Genomic DNA, 22,138 nt, shown 5'->3' on the forward strand with positions numbered 1-22,138 from the left:
TTACGGCTCCCCGGTACGCGCAAAGCAGCGCATAGCTGCCTTACAATGAGCCCAGGCAGTACGCCACGCGTGCTGCCCGTATCTTTAACTGATTACTCTTTTTCCACCTGAGAGAACTCAAGCTCCACAGGCGTCGCCCGCCCAAAGATCAGCACGCTGACCTGGAGACGACTCTTGTCGTAATTCACCTCTTCAACAACACCGTTGAAGTCAGCAAACGGACCATCAATAACGCGAACCGACTGACCCGGCTCAAACATGGTTTTGGGCCGCGGCTTGTCAGTGCCGTCTTTCACGCGATGCAGAATAGCTTCAGCTTCCCGTGTGGTAATAGGCGCTGGCTTCTCTTTCGTGCCACCAATAAACCCCATAACACGTGGAGTTTCATTGACGAGATGCCAGGTTTCATCCGCCATTTCCATCTCGACCAGCACATAGCCGGGATAAAACTTGCGCTCACTCTTGCGGCGCTTACCATCACGCATTTCCACCACTTCTTCCGTTGGCACCAGAATTTCGCCAAAGCGATCTTCCATGCCGAACATTTTCACGCGCTCAATCAACGAGCGCATGACATGCTTTTCAAAGCCGGAATAGGCGTGGACGACGTACCAACGTTTGGACATGAATGCTCCTAACCAATGACGCTGGACATCGCCCAGCCAAGAAGAGTATCAATCAACCACAGCATCAAACCCACCACGAGCACCGCGACCAGCACAATAGCAGTGGTCTGAATGGTTTCGGGGCGAGTCGGCCATACAACGCGCTGAATCTCTTTCCTGGCGCTTACGGCAAGCTCTACTAAATCGCGACCCTTGGCTGTGGTCAGCGCGATCAAACCAGCAACCGCACACAAAGCCACCACACCTAACACGCGGTAGAGCAGGCCAACATCGGCGAAATAGGTATTACCAACGACTGCAACGGCAAGCAGCGCCACAACCGCCGCCCACTTGAGCCCGTCATGGCGCGACTGTTGCACCTCTGCGCCATGTTTTGCGGAACTAGGCTTCATAAGAACGAGACTCCTCAGGGTGCAGCGAGCGACAAAGGAATTCTAGAAAGACATACCAACCTGGGGAAGGCTGGCAGGCCAGGAGGGAATCGAACCCCCAACCTGCGGTTTTGGAGACCGCTGCTCTGCCAATTGAGCTACTGGCCTGTATCATTTACATACGCAAGCGCAACAACACCTACGCAACAGCGGGCGTCATTCTAGCGGAGAAAATACCGCTTGACAACCCCACACCCCACCCATGGCACACACAACCAGAGGCGCAGACAAAAAAAGCGAGCTTCGCTCGCCTTCTCTGCAATATGGAGCTCATGGACGGAATTGAACCGTCGACCTCACCCTTACCAAGGGTGTGCTCTACCCCTGAGCTACATGAGCCAAACACATCAAACTGGAGCGGGCGGCGGGAATCGAACCCGCACCATCAGCTTGGAAGGCTGAGGTTCTACCATTGAACTACGCCCGCAGAACTTGCCTTTAGAATGACAACCCGCTAATACGAGAAACAATAGCTAATGCCCGCTTACCGGCGCTTCATTCCCAAACAGTGAGAATATCACTGCCTGATAAATCTGGTGGAGAGGGAAGGATTCGAACCTTCGAAGCTTTCGCGGCAGATTTACAGTCTGCTCCCTTTGGCCACTCGGGAACCTCTCCAGCTGTGGCGGCATATTATGCCAGCCTCCAAAACGGTGTCAAGAACAAGTATGCATTAGTCACTTAAACTCACTCAACTAACGCTTTACTTATCAGGGCTTACGATATTTATTTTATCGCTCGCCGCCTTGGAACGCGCTGCATTCTGTCAAAGCAACATTGAGAATGCAAGGCCCGCACGAATTTTTTCCAAGGAAACCGGCTCAGGTACGCGCGGCGCACCCGACATTTTCCCCGCCCGCTCGGCAAACGTGAGCGGAAAGCTGGCTTCCAGCCCACCATAGACCATATCCGGCCAGACAGCGTGGGGCACCTGAACACCCCGGGAAATAACCCTGGCATCACCTCCGGTCAACAGCATTGGCAACGCAATCCCCTGCTGATCACATACTTCGCTGTAAATCCGGTTAATCGCACTGACAGCAGCCATGTAAATGCCATGATTGACCGCATCCGCCGTACGCCGTCCCGGTTCGAATAACGCATCGGCCTCACTCTCAGGGTCAATCGCCACATTGCGGGTGCCCAGCTTTAAGCTCTCTTTCATTAGACGCAGGCCGGGAACAATAAACCCTCCCAGATGAACGCCTCCCGGAAGCACGAAATCAATCGTAATAGCGCTGCCACAATCTACGGCACAGCAGCCGCCCGCCAGCTGATAGCCCGCCAGCACGCCCATCCACCTATCGACGCCAAGCCGCCCCGGCTCTTCGTACCCATTGACAACACCCAAGGCTTCGGGAGTGGAGCGTGCCACATAAACATGCCGCACCTGACGGCGCAACAGCGTTACGGTTTCATCCAACACCGCCGCCCGGGCAACACTTGAAATCCGCACGGCCTCAACCACGTCCAGGTCAGGTATATCTGCCCCTGGGCGCCACTCCTCCCGTGTCCATACAGCACCCCGCGAGCGTATCTCGCTGCTCTCGGCATCCTTAAGCCGCCACTTCGACAGCGTGTTGCCGATATCCAGATCCAAAATCATAGGCGCCTACGTACACTGATCTCACCGCCCGACAGGCGTCGCGAGTGGTCATTTTCGGTAACCCAGAGGTTACCACTTTCATCCACATCCCCTGCGACAGCGTCACTTGAGCGCTCTCCCTGGATAACGCGAATAGGCAGTCCGGCGAAGGCATGACGCTTATTCCACTCTTCACGCCACGGCTCGAAGCCCACACCCTCAAACTCTGCCAGCATACCCAGCAGCCCGGCCACCACATCAGCTGCCAGCTGATTACGTGAGATACCCGCCTGGGCATCGAACAGGGCGGCTACCGGCTGGTCGATGGTGGCACGCAGGCTATCGGGTAGCGAGAGATTCATGCCCATCCCGACAACCACTTCACACGGGCCTGCCGCATCCCCCGTTACCTCAATCAGAATACCGGCCAGTTTACCCAACTGATCGCCCTGCTCGGCCAGGAGAATATCATTTGGCCATTTTAACCTGGGTGAGACTCCGTACTGTTCCAGCACCTGCGCGACCACCACCCCCACCGCCAGGCTCAGCCCTTCAAGGGCAGCCACGCCTGACTCAAAGCGCCAGCCAAGCGACAACATCAGGCTTTGACCCCACGGGGTCGACCATACCCGGCCACGACGGCCACGCCCTGCGGTTTGCAACTCAACCAAACATACCTCACCGTGGCCCGCCCCCTGGGCAAAGCGCCCCCTCAGGTACTCATTACTGGAAGGCAGTTGATCCTCGATGAACAGCCTTGCTAACAAATGGCGTGCCTGGGCAGGTAGTTGCTCAACAATCTTTGCCCCTTCAAGCGGCTCTATAGGATGAGCAAGCCGATAGCCACGACCTTTTACCGCCACCAGCTCCACGCCCAGTGCGTCCAGCTTTTTGAGTTGCTTCCATACGGCGGCCCGTGAAACGCCCAACGCCCCACCTAATTGTTCACCGGAGTGAACCTCGCCATCGCTCAACAAACGCATCAGGTTACCGATGGTCATGTGCTTGCCCTACCAAAAAAACCAATCTTACCGGATATATAAAAGTGTCGGAAAGCACTGAGATTCCAATCTTATTTTTAGCGTCGAAGTCAACCCCTATTTTAAGGTCGCCATTTCATACTTTGTGCTTACTATAAAGTGCAGGGCGTTAAGCAACGCCTTTAAATCGCTAATAAACACTTGGCTATGCCATTGCTTTTATTTACTAATAACGGGGAAATGCATAATGCTAAATAGAAAAACACTTGCTACCGCTGCGGCCACTCTGGCATTTACGGTGAGTCTTTCCGCCCAGGCGGACGATAACTTTCCTTCTGGCCCGCTAACGCTGATTGTCGGGTTTGGAGCCGGCGGCAGCACCGATATTCAGGCACGGGTACTGGCCAATGTCTTGTCAGAAAACCTTGGCCAGCCTGTCAACGTTGTCAATCAGCCAGGCGCCGGGGGCGCCGTCTCGCTAACGCGTCTGATGCATAATCAGGATGAAGGCCATACGTTTGTTTATGCAGGCACTAACGGCACACTGACGTTTGCCCCACACGCCCACGATACGAGCTTTACGTTGGATGACTTCCGCTACGTTGCCAGCATTACCACCGTGCAACACGCCCTGGTAACCGGCAAAGACCGTCCGTTTGGCGATAGCTGGGAAGACTTGATCGAGTACGCCAAAGAAAATCCTGGAACCAGCTACGCCACTCAACATGCCCTGGATCGACTGGTTATCGAGTACATCATGGAACAGGAAGGGCTTGATCTGCGCATCGTACCGACCGCTGGCGGTGGTGGTATGGCACCACTGATTCTCTCCGGTGACGTTGATTTTGCCTACAGTGGCGGCACTCACTCTGGCTACGCAGATAGCGGAGAAATGCCTGTCCTGCTGAGCATGGATGGTGAACGCTTATTCGCTTACCCCGATGCTCCTACCGTTATGGAAGCTGGCTATGATATTGATACTTCAGACTTTCGTGTCGTGGTCGTCCCCAAAAACACACCGGATAGTAACGTAGAGCGGCTGGCTGAAGCGCTTGAAGCGGCAACGCAGGATGAGCGTTTTATCGAAATCACCGAAGAGAGAATTTTGATGCCAGTGCACTTCCGCGGCGAAGAAGAAGCCACAGAAATGCTCTACGCACAGTCTGAAAACTACCGTGAACTGCTTGATCGAATGGGTGGTGTACCTTCAGATGACTAACCCGCACAGCTAAATAAACGTTGCTTTAACGCCCTCAAATAGCCTATTTAGAGGGCGTTATCGCTATTACAAGCGCTAACCCGATTTCGAACTTACAAAGAAGCTATCCCGCCAGCAGCATAGTGGGTACAATGCTCGCCCATTTTCCCTAACCGCGCCTAGGGACTCTTCAAAATTGTATCCATAGGTGCCATTCTAATCGATAGAGTTCTCCTATGAGCACCACCCCGTCAATTGATAATCTTCGCAACATTGCCATTATTGCCCACGTTGACCATGGCAAAACCACCTTGGTAGACAAGCTGTTAAGCCAATCCGGCACGCTTGACCGCAAGGCTGAAGGCCAAGAGCGCGTTATGGACTCCAACGATCAGGAGAAAGAGCGCGGCATCACCATTCTGGCCAAAAACACCGCTATTCAGTGGCAGGATGGCAGTGGTAAGGATTACCACATCAACATTGTGGATACCCCTGGGCACGCCGATTTTGGTGGCGAAGTCGAACGGGTTATGTCTATGGTGGATTCGGTACTACTGCTGGTAGACGCCGTTGATGGTCCCATGCCGCAAACCCGCTTCGTGACCCAGAAAGCGTTCTCTCAAGGACTCAAGCCGATCGTGGTTGTCAATAAAATTGACCGCCCCGGCGCACGTCCTGACTGGGTGATTGATCAGATTTTTGATCTATTTGACAACCTGGGCGCAACCGACGAACAGCTCGACTTCCCGATTATCTACTGTTCGGCACTGAACGGCATTGCTGGCATGGACCCGGAAGAGCTGGCAGAGAATATGGATCCGATGTTCCAGGCGATTGTGGATATCGTTGAGCCGCCGAAAGTCGAGGTTGATGGCCCTTTCCAGATGCAAATTTCCGCCCTGGATTACAACAGCTATGTAGGCGTTATCGGCCTTGGCCGTATTAAGCGCGGTTCGGTGAAACCCAACCAGCAGATCTCGATCATTGGCGTTGACGGCAAAGTCCGCAAAGGCAAGATCGGTCAGGTCATGACCCACATGGGTCTTGAGCGGGTACAAACCACCGAAGCCACGGCGGGCGATATCGTCTGTATCACCGGCATTGAAGAGCTGTCTATTTCCGACACGCTATGCGACCCAAGCGCGGTTGAAGCGCTGCCACCGCTGTCTGTTGATGAACCCACCGTTTCAATGACGTTCCAGGTCAACGACTCGCCGTTCGCCGGTAAAGACGGCAAGTTCGTAACCAGCCGTAACATCAAAGACCGCCTGGACCAGGAACTGATCCACAACGTTGCGCTGCGTGTTGAACAGGGCGAAACACCGGAGAAATTCAAAGTTTCCGGCCGTGGTGAGCTGCATCTGTCGGTCTTGATCGAAACCATGCGTCGCGAAGGTTTTGAGCTGGCGGTTGGGCGTCCGGAAGTCATCATCAAAGAGATTGATGGTGTTAAGCAGGAGCCTTACGAAGAGGTCATTATCGACTGTGAAGAGCAGCACCAGGGCTCTATCATGGAAGAGCTTGGCTACCGTAAGGGCGAGTTGACCAATATGAACCCGGACGGTAAGGGCCGCGTTCGCTTGGACTTCATCATCCCTGCCCGCGGTCTGATTGGCTTCCGCGGCCAGTTCCTGACCCTAACCTCAGGTACCGGCATTCTCACCAGCCGTTTTGATCACTACGGCCCGCTGAAACCCGAGGCTGCCATTGAGCGCCGTAATGGTGTCATGGTTTCAATGGTTGACGGCAAAGCACTGGCCTACGCCCTGTATACCCTGCAAGAGCGTGGCAAACTGATTATTGATCACGGCACAGAAGTTTACGAAGGCATGCTGGTGGGTATCCATAGCCGCGCCAACGATTTGGTGGTTAACCCAACCAAAGGCAAAAAGCTGGATAACATGCGAGCCTCAGGCAATGATGAAAACATCGTACTGACGCCGCCCGTCAAGTTTACGTTGGAGCAGGCCATCGAATTCCTGGATTCAGATGAGCTGGTGGAGGTAACGCCGAGCTTTATCCGCCTGCGTAAAAAGCTGCTCAAAGAAAACGAGCGTAAGCGTTCCAGCAAGAAGTAAGCCGATAAAGCCCGCTAGCAAGCGGGCTTTTTTCTTTCCAGTAGCATTATTTTATCACCCGCATGAGCGTGTACGTTGCTATGCTCCAATCGCCAAGCATCCCGGTTAACGCAGCCTAAACGCTAGCAGGCTGGAAAGCTTGCATGTTCTATCGCACAGTAACGCTAATCTCAGCACGATCACTAAACCTACTACACGCTACAATTTATACAGGTGTTTGGATACTTACCCCCGTCCGACCACCAGCACATGGACACTCCTGCACATGAGCGGTCATAACGTCTGGACTCACAAAGGTACCTTTTTGTTGGCGGCGGTTGGCTCCGCCGTCGGTTTAGGCAATCTCTGGCGCTTCCCTTACCTTACCGGTGAAAACGGTGGCGGCGCCTTTATTCTGATCTATGCGTTAACGATTTTTGCGGTGGGCATTCCCATTCTAATTGCCGAAACCCTGCTGGGTCGCACCAGCCGCCAGAGTCCGATTATGGGTATGCGGCATCTCACCAAAACCCACAAGACCTCCCGCGCCTGGGAATCAATTGGCTGGTTAGGGGCTGTTTCGGCATTTCTAATTTTAAGCTTCTATTCGGTCATTGCCGGCTGGGCTCTGCACTACACCTGGTTAATGCTGACGGGTTCTCTGGTAGGGGCGGATGCACAAACCATTAGTGACGGTTTTGATACGCTTCTGGCATCACCTAGTTTGATGACGTTTTATCACACACTGTTTATTGCTGCATCTGCACTCATTGTGGGCATGGGCATCCACAAGGGCATTGAGTCGGGCCTGCGCATCATGATGCCGGCGCTGTTTATCATCCTCATGGTGGTGCTTATCTACGGCATCATTAACGGCGATGTAGGAGCAGCAGCAAACTTCCTGTTTACCTTCAATATCGGTGACCTCAGCCTGGAAGGCTGGCTACAGGCGATGGGCCAATCCTTCTTCACATTAAGCCTGGGGATGGGGGCCATCATGGCCTACGGCGCCTATATGCCAAGCGAAGCATCGCTCACCCGTACCGCTATTGCAGTGGCATTTGTGGATACCGCCGTGGCGATGGTAGCAGGCCTGGCGATTTTCTCGTTGGTATTTGGCGCAGGACTTGAGACCGGCCAGGGGCCAGGACTGATGTTTGTGACATTGCCACTGGCCTTTGCAGAAATGCCGTTTGGCGCCCTGGTGGGCGGGGTATTCTTTATTCTGGTGCTAGGTGCTGCCATTAGCTCATCCATCTCACTGATTGAGCCCGTGGCAGCCTTTTTGGTTGAGCGCTTTGATATGACCCGCCCCCAGGCCGTTACCATTATGGTCGTGGCTGCCTGGGCCATGGGGTTGCTGACCGTAGTGAGCTTTAACGTATGGGCGGAAGGCACTATTTTCCATACCCTGTTCGGGCGCAGCGCCTTCGACTTTATCGAATTATTGACCAATATTTTTATGCCACTGGGAGGCCTGCTCATAGCACTCTTTGCCGGTTGGGCACTGACACAAAGCGAGGTCATGAAAGAACTGGGTACCAATAAAACCTGGTTTAAGACATGGCGTTTTCTGGTGCGCTTTGTAGGTCCTGCCGCAGTATCGTTCGTTTTTTTGCGCACTATCCCACAGGTAGATGGCTACGTTATTCCCACACTCGGCGCCCTGTTTATTGTAGGGGCGTTTGCCTTAAGCCAACGGATGCGCGTATCCGCTTCTTAAAGTAACACTGACTACACAGGCGACAGCAACATCACCTGCGGCGAGGATACGATGAAACCCCTTATCGAGGTACAACAAGTAAACAAAGCGTTTGGCGGGCTGCACGTGATCAACGACTGCTCGATTCGGGTAGCAAAAGGCTCGATTACCGGCATGATTGGCCCCAATGGGGCAGGGAAATCCACTCTGTTTAATCTGATTGCCGGTGCACTTACCCCCGATAGTGGCCGCATACTGTTGGATGGCGAGGATATTACCTCGCTGAGTGCCGATCAGCGCTTTCACAAAGGTTTATTACGCACCTTTCAAATTGCTCACGAATTCAGCCAGATGAGTGCCCTGGAAAACTTGATGATGGTGCCACCCAACCAGGCTGGAGAAAGCCTTTTCAACACCTGGTTCAAGCCTTCACTGGTGCGCAGCCAGGAAGATGACGTACGGCGCCGCGCTTTGGAGGTCATCGAGTTTGTCGGCTTACACCATGTGCGTAATGAGCTGGCGGGAAACCTATCCGGTGGGCAGAAAAAGCTCCTGGAACTTGGCCGTACCATGATGACCGATGCCAAGGTGGTGCTGTTGGACGAAATTGCCGCAGGTGTGAACCGCACCCTGCTCGGTGACCTCATGGGCAACATTGAGCGCCTTAACCGTGAAATGGGCTACACCTTCCTGGTGATTGAGCATGATATGGACATGATCGCCCGCCTATGTGATCCGGTAATCGTACTTGCCCAGGGCAGCGTAATGGTGGAAGGGCATATCGAAGAGATACAAAACAACCCGGCAGTGATTGAGGCCTACTTCGGCACTGATGCTGCCTGACGACGACGTTACTAAATAACCAAAGCAACACGGTCACCCTCCATCCTGGGCGACACTGCTGAGACGCTTTTATGTCATCAACTGAAACACAGCCACTGCTTGATGCACGCGATGTGCACGGCGGTTATGGCAGTATGAATATCCTGAACGGGGTCAATATGGCCCTGTATGCCGACGAAGTGGGGGTGATTGTAGGCCCCAATGGCGCGGGTAAGTCCACTATGCTCAAAGCCGTGTTTGGTCTGCTGAACGTTAATCAGGGCGAGATACTGCTGAACGGTCAGCCCATTCATAACCTGCCCCCCAACCAGTTGGTCCAGCGGGGCATGGGCTTTGTCCCTCAAGAGAAAAACGTCTTCCCCAGCTTAACAGTTAAGGAAAACCTGGAGATGGGGGCCTACCTCAAGCCCCAGAATGTTAAGCGCATGCTGGAGCAGGTGTACGACTTTTTCCCGCCGCTGGTGGAAAAGCGCCACCAGCCAGCAGGTGAGCTTTCCGGCGGCCAGCGCCAAATGGTTGCGATGGGCCGTGCGCTGATGGCGGAACCCAGCCTGCTGCTGCTTGACGAACCAACGGCAGGCCTGTCGCCACTCTATATGAATGAGATTTTCGATCGGGTTAAAAAAATTAACGCGGCTGGTGTCGGTATTTTAATGGTGGAACAGAACGCCAAGCAGGCCTTGGCCATTGCCGATAAAGGCTTTGTGCTAGCGGCGGGCCAGAACCGCTTTACGGACACAGGGGCTGCACTGCTTGCCGACCCTGACGTCGCCAAAAGCTTTTTGGGCGGCTAGCCCGGGGAGAAACGCGTGAACGAACTGGTCTTTTTTATCAATAATGTGGTGATTGCGGGCAGCGTGACCGGCTCCATTTATGCCATAGGCGCTATTGGCGTCACACTGATTTTCAGTATTATGCGCTTTGCCCACTTTGCCCATGCTGACATGATGACGTTTGGCGCCTTTATGGTGCTGCTGCTTACCACGCTTTTCCCTGCCGCAGGCGCCAGCATTGGTGTTCCCACGGCGCTGGTGATGTTGCCGCTGGCCATGCTGCTGACTGCCGCACTGGCGGTGGGCATTGATAAAGCATTTTACAAGCCACTGCGTTTCCATGGAGTAAAACCGATCGTGATGGTGATCGGCTCGCTAGGCGTGACACTGATGCTTCAAGGTCTTATCCGGTTATTTTCGGGTACCGGTGGGCAAAGCCTGTATGTGGACGACCGTAAGGAAATTTTCCGCATTGCGCTACCCATTGAAGGCGTTCGGGCACCCATCGTTATCACCGAGCCGCAGATCTACCTGTTTGTGATCACGCTGGTCGCTGTGGTGGCGTTGCACCTGTTCCTTAACCGCTCGCGGTTAGGCAAGGCCATGCGGGCAATGTCCGACAACCCGGAGCTTGCCCAGGCCTCCGGCATTAATACCAATACCATTGTGGCCGTTACCTGGGTCATCGCCGGTGGTCTGGCCGCTATTGCAGGCACACTGCTCTCCCTGGATGTAACCTTCAAGCCCGACCTCAGCTTCTTCCTGCTGTTGCCTATCTTCGCTGCCGCCATTGTGGGCGGGGTTGGACATCCATACGGGGCCATTGCCGGAGGGTTTGTGGTGGGCTTTGCCGAAACACTGGCCGTCTTTAACTGGCATGTGCTGTTGCGCCCCTTCCGCGACAGCCTGCCTACCTGGCTGGAACTCCCTTCCAATCTCGCCTTTGTGAGCACAGAGTACAAGATTGTGGTGCCGTTCTTTATCCTGGTGGCCATCCTGGTGTGGCGCCCCACCGGACTGTTTAAGGGCAAGGTGATCTGATGAGCCAGTCGACAAGAACACGCAATCCAGCTTATACGCCCAAAGATGCCACCCCTCAGCGCCGGTTCCCACTGCGCGAACTGGTGCTATTCGGTGCTCTGTTAATCGCTGTGCTGGCGGTCTATGCCCTTATGGGTGCCGCCTACAGCACGCGCATGCTGGTGGAAGCCGCCTGTTACGCCATCCTTGCCCTGGGGCTAACGATCCAGTGGGGCTATGCCGGGCAGTTCAATGCCGGTGTAATGGGCTTCGTGGCCCTGGGTGGTTTCTGTGCCATGCTGTTCAGTGTGCCGGTCAACGACGCTTTCTGGGGTACTGAGCTACCCGGTGAGCTTGGACGCGTGTTGCTTTACGGTGTCGTGGCAACCCTCATCGTGGTGGGTGTAACCAAACTTAACCGGTTTGGTGTTCCCAACAAGCTACGCACCATTATCGCGGTCGTGCTGGCCGTGGTGCTTTACCTGGTAGTGATTAGCCTGCTGCGCGATGTGACCGGCCAGATTCAGTCCCAAGCGGGCTTTGTAGGTGGCTTCGGCCTGCCTGCATGGACAGGCTGGATCGTCGGCGGTGCGCTGGCCGGCGGCGTTGGCTACTTTATTGGCCACGTCTGCCTGGGGCTGCGCAGTGACTATCTCGCCATTGCCACGCTGGGTATCGCAGAAATCATTAAGGCATTTTTGAAAAATTCGGACTGGCTAACCCGTGGAACTGCTACCGTATCCCCTTTGCCATGGCCCACACCCGGCCCGGCTGAGCTAGGCTTTACCCTCGCCCGGGCGCTCTACCTTTCCGTCACAGCGGTGGTTATCGCGGTGATCTTCTTCCTGCTTCACCGCGCGTACCATGCCCCTTGGGGGCGTATGGTACGCGCTATTCGCGATAATGAAGTCTCCTCTGCGGCAATGGGCAAGGATATCAATAAGCGCCGTTTGGAAATCTTTGTGCTGGGCTGCATCTTAATGGGCCTGGGCGGCGGTATGCTGGCCACGTTTAACAGTCTGTTTGACCCCCAGGGTTATCTACCGCTCAACCACACCTTTCTGGTACTGGTGATGGTCATCCTGGGTGGCCCCGGCAATAACCTCGGCACAATTTTTGGTGCTGTGGCGGTTTATATTATCTGGATTATGTCGGAACCACTGGCACTGGCCCTTATGCAACTGGCAGTCTTTATTGGGGAAGGCTGGTTCGGCTGGGAGCCGCCACGCAACCTGGAGAGCCGCGCCCTGCAGGCAAGGGTGTTTGTGATTGGGCTGCTTATCACGCTGGTACTACGCTTTGCGCCAAAAGGGCTACTGCCAGAGAAGATCAAAACCCACGGCTAAATAAACGCCATAACAAGCGCCCCGGCTTGAACCGGGGCACTTGGCTGTTTCTGAGACTAAGCGCTGACTATGCGTTGCTGCAGCGGTGCGCGCTTACAGGTCTACCAGACCTTTGCTGGTAAAGGTGCCATTTTCAACCACCATCTCCACGACCACGCCGGGTACATCGCCGTTCTCATCAAACTCATGAGAACCGGAGGCGCCTTCGTAATTAATCTCGGTACCCGCTGTGATCAACTCTACGGCTTTTTCCCACTCACCCGGCAGGATAACTTCACCTGGAGCGCTGGAAACGCTACGCAGTGCTTCAGAAAGCCCTTCACGATCAGCACTACCGTTCTGCTCAATGGCCAGCGCCAGCAGGAAGGCAGCATCATACGCCTGAGCTGCAAAGACAGCGCTTGGGTCTATGCCTGCTGCTTCAGCGGCCTCGTTGAAAATCTCTGTACCGGGAAGATCAGGGCTACCAGGGCGGGTCGCAATCATACCGTCCAGCACATCCGCACCAATGGCCTGGATAAGGCTGTCACCCACCATACCGTCGGCACCCACGTACTGGGTAAACATGCCACTTTCATAGGCTTGGCGCAGCACCGTTTGGCCGGAGGTGTCAGCGTAAGCCAGCACTACCAGGGTATCGGCGCCACTGGCAGAGAGTGACCCCAGCTCTGAGCGGTAATCCGCGCGATTATCCTCGTGAGCAAGGCTTTCCGCCACGTCACCACCACCGGCTTCGAAGGCAGTGCTAAACGCGTCTGACAGCCCGCGACCATAGTCGTTGTTCACATAGGTGACAGCGACGTAATCGATACCTTTATCGAGCAGCAGCTTGGCGAGCATTTCACCCTGGAAGGCATCCGAAGGAACCGTGCGGAAAACAAGATCGTTATCATCTAACTCAGAAACGGCAGGCGCGGTAGAGGCCGGAGAGACCATCACCACGCCCCCTGGAATCGCCGCATTATTGGCGGCGGCAATGGTCGCCCCCGTACACAGAGCACCTACAATGGCGGTGACCTGCTCAGAGTTCACCATGCGGTCTGCCGCGTTGGAGGCTGCTGAAGCATCCGAACAGGTGGTGTCCCCGGATGGCATTACCAGTGTCTGCCCGCCTAAAATACCGCCCTGCTCATTAACTTGTGCAACTGCTAACTGAGCGCCCTCAAAAATCGGCGGTGTCAGGCTCTCAATTCCCCCCGTAAAGCCGCCCAAGAAGCCAACTTTGACCTCCGCCTGGGCCATACCCGCCAAGGCGAGTGAAGAGGCCGCAACGGCGGTGGCTAATACGCGCTTATTAATCATATTATTTGTCGCTCCCAGTTTGATAAGTGCCCCGACTGTCCAGCGCGGGACTCTTCTTAATCTGGAACCGTAACGCCAAAAAAACAAGCACCGCTTTCTAACGCTCACATGACGTTTTACCTACAGCCACCGCTCAAGCCTCAGGGTATGGCTCAACCATGCGTTGAAGTGTCGCCACAGGCCTCCAGGTTCGTCGGTGAGTATTTCTGGCTGACCGTTCTGCTCAAACTGCCAGTTCAGTTCACCCCGCTCCCCCAGCACCACCTGATAACTGATAGAGGGCTCCTGGCCCACCTCCACCAACTCGTCAAATGCCGCCATCAGTGACTCGCTGCGTACCAGCACACCAATCTCGGTATTCCAGAAAATAGAGCGTGGATCAACGTTAAACGAGCCAACAAACAACTGGTCGTCAAAACTGATGGCTTTGATATGCAGCGCCGATGCCGATGCACCGGGCACCCGCATCTCTTCGCTGCCAGCCGATGACGCTCCCTCCTGCTCAGGGCGCAATTCATAGAGGGTGACACCATTTTCCAACAATGTTTGCCGCCAGGGCGCATAGGCTCCATGCACCACGGCAGCATCGGTCGACTCCAGCGAGTTAGTAATAATATCGACCTCAACACCCTGGTTGGCCAATTGCACCAGACGCTCAACGCCGCGTTTGGTAGGCACAAAGTAAGCCGAAATCAGCACCAGTCGTTCATTCAGCACCGTGGCCGCCGTTAAATCACCCAGTAATGTGGCCTGCCAATCGGGTGTGCCGGGGTAAGCCACCTTGCCCGGCGCATCCCATAGTGCCAGACCCTCTCCCCAGTGCAGGGTTTCCCAGGGTGGTGTCTGTCGGGGCTGGCGGCGCAGCCCAGTGAAATAGCTTGAGTCGGCGTTGTCATCCAGCCAGGTATCCAAGTCTGCTTTTAGCCCTTGCCAGGCATTAGCCGCTACCTGATGGTAGCGCTCGATGGGTTGGGCCAGGCCATGATTCCAATACAGGTCAAAACTGCTCGACAGCGCTGGTACCACCTCACCAATGGTAACTAAATCAAGATCGGCAAAGTTGCGAGCGTCATTGGCATCGAAATACTCATCGCCCAGGTTACGGCCACCCACAATAGCAACGCTGTTATCGGCAACCCAAAGTTTGTTATGCATACGCCGGTGTTGCTGGGAGGGGTTGACCACCGATGCCAGAACACGGGTCACAAGGTGCCCCCGCCCCACCGGCAGTGGATTATAAACCCGCACATGGATGTCGGGATGACTGGCCAGGGCAGCCAGGCGCGCCCCCTGCCCCACAGCGCCGATATCATCCACTAACAGCCTTACGCGTACCCCCTGCTCGGCGGCCTCAATCAACTGTGCAAAAACCAGCCGCGTGGTCTGGCCATCCCCTAGCAGGTAAGTCTGTATATCCAGTTCACGCTGAGCCTGACGAATCAACCCTACCCGTACAGCGAAGGCTTCTTGACCGTTTGCCAACAGCGCAAACCCATCCGGGTCTGTTTGTTCGGCTAACGCCAGCGACACTTGGTTACCTAGCCACGTGTTCCGCGCTTCCACCAGTCCAAGGGCCACATGATGTTCGCGCACAACCGCCTGACTGCAACCCACCAGCAGACTGCAGAAGAGCACTGCCAACAGCCAATAAACACCCCGTTGAACATCAGACATCCTCGTGCTCGGCAGAACGCTGTGCCTGCTGCTTGCGCAGACGGTTTCGGCGATAAAGCCTCAACAGTGCAATAGTAAGCGCCGTTGAAATCATCGCGGCCAACACCACCCCCTGCCATGGGCGGGCGGCATCGCCTAGCACGGTTTCCAGGGTAATGATAAGCACCAAGCCTAGCGCCTGGGACCCAATGGCCAGCGCACGCAGCATATCGAAGGCAGGTTGAAGCATAGACATCTCCGTAATTTCCAGCGCACATGATATGGTCTACCAGTGTACCTGCTTAACGGGAAGACGATGAACGCGATTGCTCTCGGCCCACTGTTAATTTCGCTGCCCCGGTTATACGCCTTTGGCTGTGCACTGTTGCTGTTGCTCGCCAGCCGCTATTTACTGGGGCTGTCTTCCCGTCAACACAGCCGCTGGATTAACGGCCTACTGATTTTCTGGCTGGTGGGCGCAAGAGCCGCCCATGTGGCTCTTAACCTTGAGAGTTACAGCGCCGCGCCACTGGATATCATCAAACTGTGGCAGCCCGGCTACCATGGCCTGGGTGGCCTGCTGGCAGGCTTGATCTGGAGTGCCTGGGCGCTGCGCGAACGGCTGCTGTCAATGATCGGCGCCATGGCCATGCTGATAGGCGCTTCCAGCCTCTGGCTGGTCATGATCACTCTGGCTCCCTGGGGTAATAACTTTGCCATTGATGCACTGCCCGATGTCACCCTGGAGGATATTGACGGTAACGATGTGCATCTGCCGTCGCTCGCCCACAGCGGCGACCTGATTATTGTCAATTTATGGGCCACGTGGTGCCCACCCTGCCTGCGGGAAATGCCGCTGCTCGAAGCAGCTGCCCAGCGCGACGGCGTCAGCGTGGTGATCGCCAACCAGGGAGAGGATCTGCTGCCTATCGTGCGTTACCTGGATGAACAGTCGCTGGATTTTCGCTACGCGCTACGCGACCCCCAGCAAACATTAATGGTCCAGCTTAAAACTCCCGGCTTACCTACCACCGTGCTGTTTGATCGCCAGGGGAATACACTGGATGTGCATGTGGGTGAGCTAACCCGTGCCCATCTGGACCGTTGGTTGGCAGATTGACCACGATAGATCTTAATCCCCCCGCTGCTTTGCGTTAGAATCCCCCGCCCTGTTGCCACCGGATACCTGCCCGGTGGCGAACAACCCGTTTTGCAGACATCCTTGAGGCATCATGAGCGATTTTTCCCCCGGCCAGCGCTGGATTAGCGACGGCGAGGCTGAGCTTGGACTCGGCACCGTGCTTAACTGCGACGCCCGTAGCGTTACCATTTTGTTCAGTGCCAGTCAGGAAACCCGTACCTACAACACACGCCAGGCTCCGTTAACCCGCGTCATGTTCGGCAGCGGAGACCGCGTGCTATCCGCCGATGGTTGGCAGATGATGGTTGATGACAGCAAAACAGCTCACGGCCTGATTACCTATATCGGCGAAGACAGCGAAGGCAACCTGCGTGAGCTGCCGGAGTCGAAACTGGCCGATACCATGCAGTTCGATCAGGCCCGTGACCGGCTATTAACCGGCCAGGTGGATCGCAACGACTGGTTTGATCTGCGTTTTCGTACCCTGCACCACTACCAGCGAATTGAACAGCACAGTGCCCTGGGCTTTGCTGGCCCGCGTATCGACCTGATTCCCCATCAGCTCTATATTGCCAACGAGGTGGCCAACCGCCACGCCCCCCGTGTTCTGCTGGCGGACGAAGTGGGGCTGGGTAAAACCATCGAGGCCGGCCTGATTCTGCACCGCTTGCTGCTGGCAGGCCGGGTGGAACGGGCGCTGATCCTCGTACCGGACAGTCTGACCCACCAGTGGCTGGTAGAGCTGCTACGCCGCTTCTCGCTTAACGTCAGCCTGCTTGATGAGCACCAGAGCCAGGCTCACGGCAGCGCTAATCCATTCGAAAGCGCACAGTTGGTACTGGCCAGCCAAGGCTGGCTATTTGCCAATGCTCACCGCCAGGAGCAGGCACTGGCCAGCCGCTTCGACCTGCTTATTGTTGATGAGGCCCACCACCTGGACTGGCGCTCCGAAGGCAGTGGCCCAGGCTATCAGTGTGTTGAGCAGCTCGCTGCTGTCATACCTGGCCTGCTGCTGCTAACGGCAACACCGGAGCAAATGGGCATTGAGAGCCACTTTGCCCGCCTGCGCCTGCTGGATGCAGAACGCTATCACGATATAGAGCGTTTTAAAGATGAAGAGCGCCACTACAGCGCCGTTGCCAACGCCATCGACGCCCTGGATGAGCTACCGGGCACGGCGGCCTCCCGTGAGCGTGTGGAGCGCGTTGCCGATGACCGCGATAGCCAAGCACTGTTGGGCACCCTATGTAACCCCGAAGCCAGCAGCGCCCAGCAGGATGCCGCCCGCAGCCAGCTGCGCGATGCGCTGCTTGATCGCCACGGTACAGGGCGGGTGATGTTCCGCAACAGCCGCCGCCATGTTGGAGGATTCCCCGAGCGCCGTCTGCACCTTGCGGCGCTTGAGCTACCTTCCGCTTACCGCCGGATACTGCGCCGCTTAGAGCGCGATGACGACTATCTTGATGAGCTGCTGATCGAAACCGGCATGGACCATCCAGATGTGCTGATCTACCCGGACGCCATGTACCGGGAGCTTAGCAACGACCCGCTTAATACCGAGTCCTGGTGGCATATTGACCCACGGGTTAACTGGCTGCTGGAGAAGCTTAGCGATGATAGCGAGGGTGGCTTTGCCAACGACAAAGTACTCGTCATCGCCCACCACCGGGAAACTGCTGAAGGTCTTGCTGAAGGATTGAGGGTACTGGGCGGCTACCATGCACCCGTTTTCCATGAAGGGCTGTCGCTAGTGGAACGCGACCGTGCAGCGGCGGCATTTGCCGACGAAGAGGATGGCTGCCAGGTGCTGGTATGTTCAGAAATTGGCTCGGAAGGGCGCAACTTTCAGTTCTGCCGCCATCTGGTGATGTTTGATATGCCCCAGCACCCGGATCAATTGGAGCAGCGCATTGGCCGCCTGGACCGCATTGGGCAACGCCACGCCATAGAGCTGCATGTCCCCACCTTTACGGGCAGCCCCGGCGAGCGGCTGCTGCGCTGGTATCATGAGGGTATGGACGCCTTCAGTGCCCCCCACGGCATTGGCAGCGACCTCTTTGATGCCTTTGGCGATGCCCTGGCCGATGCGCTGCTTGACGATGAGATGCTCAATGAAATTATCGACGAGACCCGGGAAATGTTTAGCGCCAAGCTGGCGGAACGGAATGCTGGCCGCAACCGTCTGCTGGAACTTAATGCCTGCCGTCCAGATCGCGCCCGGCAGGTTATCGAAGCGGTGCGAGAGCTTGACGAAGACCCAGCACTCCCGAGGTTTGTGGAGCGTGCCCTGGATATTTTTGGTGTGGACAGCCAGGAGATTGGCAATGGCCTACTCCACCTACAGCCCAGCCAGCATATGTTGGATGGCCTGCCAGGGCTGGTTAAAGGAGAAGAGGGTTTCTCAGCGACCTACAGCCGCGCCAAGGCCCTGGCAAGGGATGATGTACAGCGGCTCTCCTGGGAGCACCCCCTGCTACGGGAAATGATGGGGCGTATTTTAGACGGCACCATGGGCAACACCGCACTGGCCCTGCTGCGCCATCCGGCTATTCCCAGCGGCCGTTTGATGACGGAGCTGGTGTTCCGCACCCACTGCCCGGCGCCTAAATCGCTACACCTTAACCGCTTTCTCCCGCCAACAGCAGTCCGTGTATTGCTGGATGAATCAGGCGCCAACCTGACCAGCAAAATATCCTTCACGGGTTTGGGCAAAAATCTGCAGAAGGTTAATAAGTCACTGGCGCGGGATTTGCTCAAAAGCCGCCACGACCAGTTACGCGACCTGCTCTCCCAGGGTGAAAGCGAAGCAGAGCGTGAACTACCGAGCATTGTGGAGGCGGCTGAAACTCGTATGCGGGCACAGTTGGATGCCGAGCTTGCCCGGCTGACCGCGCTCGCGGAGCACAACCCATCAGTACGCCATGACGAGCTGGATGCCCTGAAAAAGGAGCGTCAGGCACTAAGCGATGCCATTGAAAATACCCGCCTCAGGCTGGACTCCGTGCGGGTAATTATTACCGTCGACCCCAACGCCTGAACCTGTGGAAGCTAGAGGATCGCTTCCAGCGCCTTATCGAGTGTCGGGTATTGGAAAGTAAACCCGGCCTTCAGCAGACGGGCAGGACGCATATCCGCTCCGCTAAGCAGCAGTTGCGACATTTCCCCCAAGCCCGCCTTCAATACGAAGGCGGGTACGGGAAGTATCGCTGGCCGATTAAGTTTGCGAGCCAGCGTTTGGCTAAATTCAGCGTTAGTGACGGGGTGCGGTGCACTGGCGTTAAATACCCCGGAAAGCGACGGTTCGTTTAATAGCAGAATAATTACCGCCACCAGGTCATCACGGTGAACCCAAGGCATAAACTGCCTGCCATCACCAAAACGCCCACCAAGCCCTAGCTTAAATGGCGGCAGCATTTTCTGCAGAGACCCACCTCCCGCTGCTAACACCAGGCCAATCCGGATAATCGCCAACCGGATGCCTAATGCCTCAACCGGCCTGGCGGCTGCTTCCCACTGCGCACATAGCCGATGGGCAAACTCATCAGTGGGCGTGGTGGTTTCATCTACCACCTTATCGCCTTGATCGCCGTAATACCCCATGGCAGAACCGCTCACCATCACCTGGGGTAACGGCTGGCTGTTAGCGTTTAATTGCTCGCATAACGCCACCAATTGTGCGGTGCTTTCCACCCTCGAGTTCAGCAGCCGTTTCTTTTGGTTATCGGACCAACGCTTGGCAGCAATCGATTCTCCGGCCAGATTCACCAGCGCATCTGGTGGAGTATCAATAAACGCCTGGGCACTTTCGCGAATGTCGCACACTTCAGGAAGCCGATCACGCACCTTATGAGGCGTTCGGGAAACCACTTGAACGTCGTGCCCTTGCGCTACCAGTTGCTGACAGAGACGCTGGCCTACAAAGCCACTACCTCCGGTGATTAATACCCGCATCGTGTCGCTCCTGTGGTTTAACAATCATCGCTGACGATTAGCTTAGCAGTTGCGTGCCAACTTAATTGTACGAAATTTATACGGCTGTGCGACAACCAACGACAGGATGAACATTACCCCGTTGGTACAACGCGTTGAGGATATCACCGGATAACTGCTGTCCTTACCACCAATATCATCTGCAAACATACTCGATGCAGCAGAGCTGACCAGGTGCGCTGGTGGAAAACGACTGACAACCGCATAGTGAGTATCCATATCTGTGAATCTGCGCCGCCGTCATACTTGTACAACAACAAGGGGCTGGTGTACGGCAAGAGCGCATTGACAGTCACTATGTGGAAAGGGCTCCATGTTCAGAAAATAAGCAGAGAAACAGTACTATTAGGCCGGTCGGTTTATTAGCACATGCCCCATAGCCATTGCTGCAGAACACCGCGAAGGTTGTACCTAACAGCCATAAGTTGTACAAAGGTGACTATAATAGCGTGCAACTATTCATTCGATTATGTGGCACAACGCTCTTTTGGCGTAATCACTTAGCCACGGCATCTACTGACAGACCCCTGCAGCATTCAGCAGCAGGCAACCAAGAGGCAATGGCGCCCATGAGCAACAAGGCGACCCACCCACCCGACACCCCACTCTATCCGATTCGGGAAGTTTCCCGGCTAACGGGTGTGAACTCGGTCACCCTGCGCGCTTGGGAGCGACGCTACGGTTTAATTCGTCCACAACGCACACCGAAAGGCCACCGGCTATATGCACAAGACGATATCACGCGTATAGAGCGCATTCTGCAGTGGCTAAACCGGGGTGTGCCCGTTAGTCAGGTAGCTGATTTACTGGACCAGCCTGAAACCATCGAAACACCTGCCCCGGTTGCAGGGGACTGGGCCAGCCAGCGCCAGCAGTTGCAGGCCACGATTGAAGGGGTTGATCTGCCCAGGCTTGAAACGCTTTACCATCAGAGTCTGGCGCTTTACCCACTTAGCGTGGCCATAAACGAACTATGGCAGCCAATTATTCTAACGCTGGAAGCGAAGTGGGCCATTCAACCTGATGACCTTGTTCGCCGTACCTTTGAAGCTTTTTTGCGCAGCCAGGTTGGTATTCGTCTGCACTATGCCAACCAAACCACGCGGGGCCCGCTGATTTTACTTAGTGCCATGCCTGACGACCCTGGCCCTTTGTGGGTATTGATGGCCGCGCTAATGGCCAGCGAGCAAGGCTATCGGGTTCAACTGTTTGACCATGCCCTGGCACTCTCCAACCTCCCCCAGGCCGTAGCACGGCTGCACTCTTCCATGGTGCTGCTTTCCAGCGGACAGCGGGAAAGTGATCACTATATTCGCCAGGCGCTCCCCCAGGCGGCGCAATCTCTAAACGTGCCCATTGGTGTATGCGGTGAAGTGGCGCGGCTCAGAGAGAGCGAATTGCGCGACAGCCCTGTCCATATGCTGGGAGATGACCTCCCCCAGGCAATTGCCCGGCTACGCCCGCTGCTACGAGAATCGGGCATTCTGTAGT

At 55.7% G+C, this 22,138-nt stretch carries 18 protein-coding genes and 4 tRNA genes; 10 read left to right on the top strand and 12 right to left on the bottom strand.

Features of this window, described 5'->3' with window-relative positions:
• Window positions 1-92: 92 nt before the first annotated feature.
• The 8 genes from nusG to HP566_RS19540 all read right to left on the bottom strand — a co-directional run bounded on the left by nusG (window position 93) and on the right by HP566_RS19540 (window position 3,643).
• Complete coding sequence (gene nusG / locus HP566_RS19505; RefSeq protein WP_249978961.1) at window positions 93-626, bottom strand: transcription termination/antitermination protein NusG; 534 nt, start codon at window positions 624-626, stop codon at window positions 93-95.
• An 8-nt stretch (window positions 627-634) separates the two neighbouring features.
• Entirely contained in the window at window positions 635-1,018 is a 384-nt protein-coding gene (secE, locus tag HP566_RS19510; RefSeq protein WP_249978962.1) for a preprotein translocase subunit SecE, read from the bottom strand.
• Window positions 1,019-1,089: 71 nt separating this feature from the next.
• Window positions 1,090-1,165, bottom strand: a tRNA-Trp gene (locus tag HP566_RS19515).
• A gap of 156 nt (window positions 1,166-1,321) precedes the next feature.
• Window positions 1,322-1,396 (bottom strand) — tRNA-Thr (locus tag HP566_RS19520).
• Window positions 1,397-1,410: 14 nt separating this feature from the next.
• Window positions 1,411-1,484, bottom strand: a tRNA-Gly gene (locus HP566_RS19525).
• A 107-nt stretch (window positions 1,485-1,591) separates the two neighbouring features.
• Window positions 1,592-1,675 (bottom strand) — tRNA-Tyr (locus HP566_RS19530).
• A gap of 148 nt (window positions 1,676-1,823) precedes the next feature.
• On the bottom strand, window positions 1,824-2,663 hold the full coding sequence (locus HP566_RS19535; RefSeq protein WP_249978963.1) for a type III pantothenate kinase: 840 nt from the start codon (window positions 2,661-2,663) through the stop codon (window positions 1,824-1,826).
• Window positions 2,660-3,643: a biotin--[acetyl-CoA-carboxylase] ligase gene (locus HP566_RS19540; protein ID WP_249978964.1), complete on the bottom strand. Its 984-nt coding sequence runs from the start codon at window positions 3,641-3,643 to the stop codon at window positions 2,660-2,662. The genes HP566_RS19535 and HP566_RS19540 overlap by 4 nt, the downstream gene beginning before the upstream one ends.
• 226 nt (window positions 3,644-3,869) lie before the next feature.
• Here HP566_RS19540 and HP566_RS19545 point away from each other — a divergent pair, with 226 nt between their 5' ends.
• The 7 genes from HP566_RS19545 to HP566_RS19575 all read left to right on the top strand — a co-directional run bounded on the left by HP566_RS19545 (window position 3,870) and on the right by HP566_RS19575 (window position 12,561).
• Window positions 3,870-4,841, top strand: coding sequence for a tripartite tricarboxylate transporter substrate binding protein (locus HP566_RS19545; protein WP_249978965.1), 972 nt, complete (start codon window positions 3,870-3,872; stop codon window positions 4,839-4,841).
• Between the two features lie 215 nt (window positions 4,842-5,056).
• The gene (gene typA, locus HP566_RS19550) at window positions 5,057-6,898 is read left to right on the top strand and encodes a translational GTPase TypA (protein WP_249978966.1); all 1,842 of its coding nucleotides are present in this window, start codon (window positions 5,057-5,059) and stop codon (window positions 6,896-6,898) included.
• Window positions 6,899-7,163: 265 nt separating this feature from the next.
• On the top strand, window positions 7,164-8,600 hold the full coding sequence (locus tag HP566_RS19555; RefSeq protein WP_249978967.1) for a sodium-dependent transporter: 1,437 nt from the start codon (window positions 7,164-7,166) through the stop codon (window positions 8,598-8,600).
• A gap of 51 nt (window positions 8,601-8,651) precedes the next feature.
• Complete coding sequence (locus tag HP566_RS19560) at window positions 8,652-9,422, top strand: ABC transporter ATP-binding protein (protein WP_249978968.1); 771 nt, start codon at window positions 8,652-8,654, stop codon at window positions 9,420-9,422.
• 71 nt (window positions 9,423-9,493) lie between these two features.
• A complete protein-coding gene (locus HP566_RS19565; RefSeq protein ID WP_249978969.1) occupies window positions 9,494-10,216 on the top strand; it encodes an ABC transporter ATP-binding protein in 723 nt (240 codons plus the stop codon).
• 15 nt (window positions 10,217-10,231) lie between these two features.
• Window positions 10,232-11,236 (top strand): branched-chain amino acid ABC transporter permease, encoded by a 1,005-nt coding sequence (locus HP566_RS19570; protein WP_249978970.1) that lies wholly within the window; start codon window positions 10,232-10,234, stop codon window positions 11,234-11,236.
• The gene (locus tag HP566_RS19575) at window positions 11,236-12,561 is read left to right on the top strand and encodes a branched-chain amino acid ABC transporter permease (protein ID WP_249978971.1); all 1,326 of its coding nucleotides are present in this window, start codon (window positions 11,236-11,238) and stop codon (window positions 12,559-12,561) included. Before HP566_RS19570 ends, HP566_RS19575 begins: the two co-directional genes overlap by 1 nt.
• 93 nt (window positions 12,562-12,654) lie before the next feature.
• Here HP566_RS19575 and HP566_RS19580 read toward each other — a convergent pair whose 3' ends face one another.
• The 3 genes from HP566_RS19580 to HP566_RS19590 form a co-directional block, all read right to left on the bottom strand.
• Complete coding sequence (locus HP566_RS19580; RefSeq protein ID WP_249978972.1) at window positions 12,655-13,863, bottom strand: ABC transporter substrate-binding protein; 1,209 nt, start codon at window positions 13,861-13,863, stop codon at window positions 12,655-12,657.
• 120 nt (window positions 13,864-13,983) lie between these two features.
• Complete coding sequence (locus HP566_RS19585; protein WP_249978973.1) at window positions 13,984-15,537, bottom strand: phospholipase D family protein; 1,554 nt, start codon at window positions 15,535-15,537, stop codon at window positions 13,984-13,986.
• On the bottom strand, window positions 15,530-15,766 hold the full coding sequence (locus HP566_RS19590) for a hypothetical protein (RefSeq protein WP_249978974.1): 237 nt from the start codon (window positions 15,764-15,766) through the stop codon (window positions 15,530-15,532). Before HP566_RS19590 ends, HP566_RS19585 begins: the two co-directional genes overlap by 8 nt.
• A 66-nt stretch (window positions 15,767-15,832) precedes the next feature.
• On the opposite strand from HP566_RS19590, the gene HP566_RS19595 reads away from it, so the two are divergent.
• Both HP566_RS19595 and rapA read left to right on the top strand, forming a co-directional pair.
• Entirely contained in the window at window positions 15,833-16,636 is an 804-nt protein-coding gene (locus HP566_RS19595; RefSeq protein ID WP_249978975.1) for a TlpA family protein disulfide reductase, read from the top strand.
• A 112-nt stretch (window positions 16,637-16,748) separates the two neighbouring features.
• On the top strand, window positions 16,749-19,694 hold the full coding sequence (rapA, locus tag HP566_RS19600; RefSeq protein ID WP_249978976.1) for an RNA polymerase-associated protein RapA: 2,946 nt from the start codon (window positions 16,749-16,751) through the stop codon (window positions 19,692-19,694).
• Window positions 19,695-19,705: 11 nt separating this feature from the next.
• Here the strand turns inward: rapA and HP566_RS19605 are convergent, their stop codons facing one another.
• On the bottom strand, window positions 19,706-20,608 hold the full coding sequence (locus tag HP566_RS19605) for a TIGR01777 family oxidoreductase (protein WP_249978977.1): 903 nt from the start codon (window positions 20,606-20,608) through the stop codon (window positions 19,706-19,708).
• A 608-nt stretch (window positions 20,609-21,216) separates the two neighbouring features.
• Here HP566_RS19605 and HP566_RS19610 point away from each other — a divergent pair.
• On the top strand, window positions 21,217-22,137 hold the full coding sequence (locus tag HP566_RS19610) for a MerR family transcriptional regulator (protein WP_249978978.1): 921 nt from the start codon (window positions 21,217-21,219) through the stop codon (window positions 22,135-22,137).
• The last annotated feature ends 1 nt before the right edge of the window (window position 22,138 follow it).

It is taken from the genome of Vreelandella olivaria (assembly GCF_023507745.1).
GTDB lineage: Bacteria > Pseudomonadota > Gammaproteobacteria > Pseudomonadales > Halomonadaceae > Vreelandella > Vreelandella olivaria_A.